1 protein-coding gene is annotated in these 203 nt (G+C 60.6%); it reads right to left on the bottom strand.

All coding sequences use genetic code 11. The features are described 5' to 3' along the window. The coding region (locus F0L46_RS25815; protein ID WP_188312173.1) for a sodium:proton antiporter at positions 1 to 203 on the bottom strand (203 nt) is incomplete at both ends.

Raw genomic sequence — 203 nt, 5'->3', positions numbered from 1 at the left:
ACCATCAAAAATGCGGTGTCGGGCAGGATGTGGCCCACCGTCCAGAAGAAGCTGACGCCCTTCAAAAAGCCCAGAAACAGCGGCGGATCGCCCAACGGCGTCAGCGAGCCGCCGATGTTGCTGACGATGAAGATGAAGAAGACCACGACGTGCGCGCAGCTCTGGCGGTTGTCGTTGGCACGGATCAGCGGGCGAATCAGCAG

Source organism: Salinarimonas soli (assembly GCF_008386575.1).
GTDB lineage: Bacteria > Pseudomonadota > Alphaproteobacteria > Rhizobiales > Beijerinckiaceae > Salinarimonas_A > Salinarimonas_A soli.
This window is presented reverse-complemented; position numbering and strand designations above follow the sequence as displayed.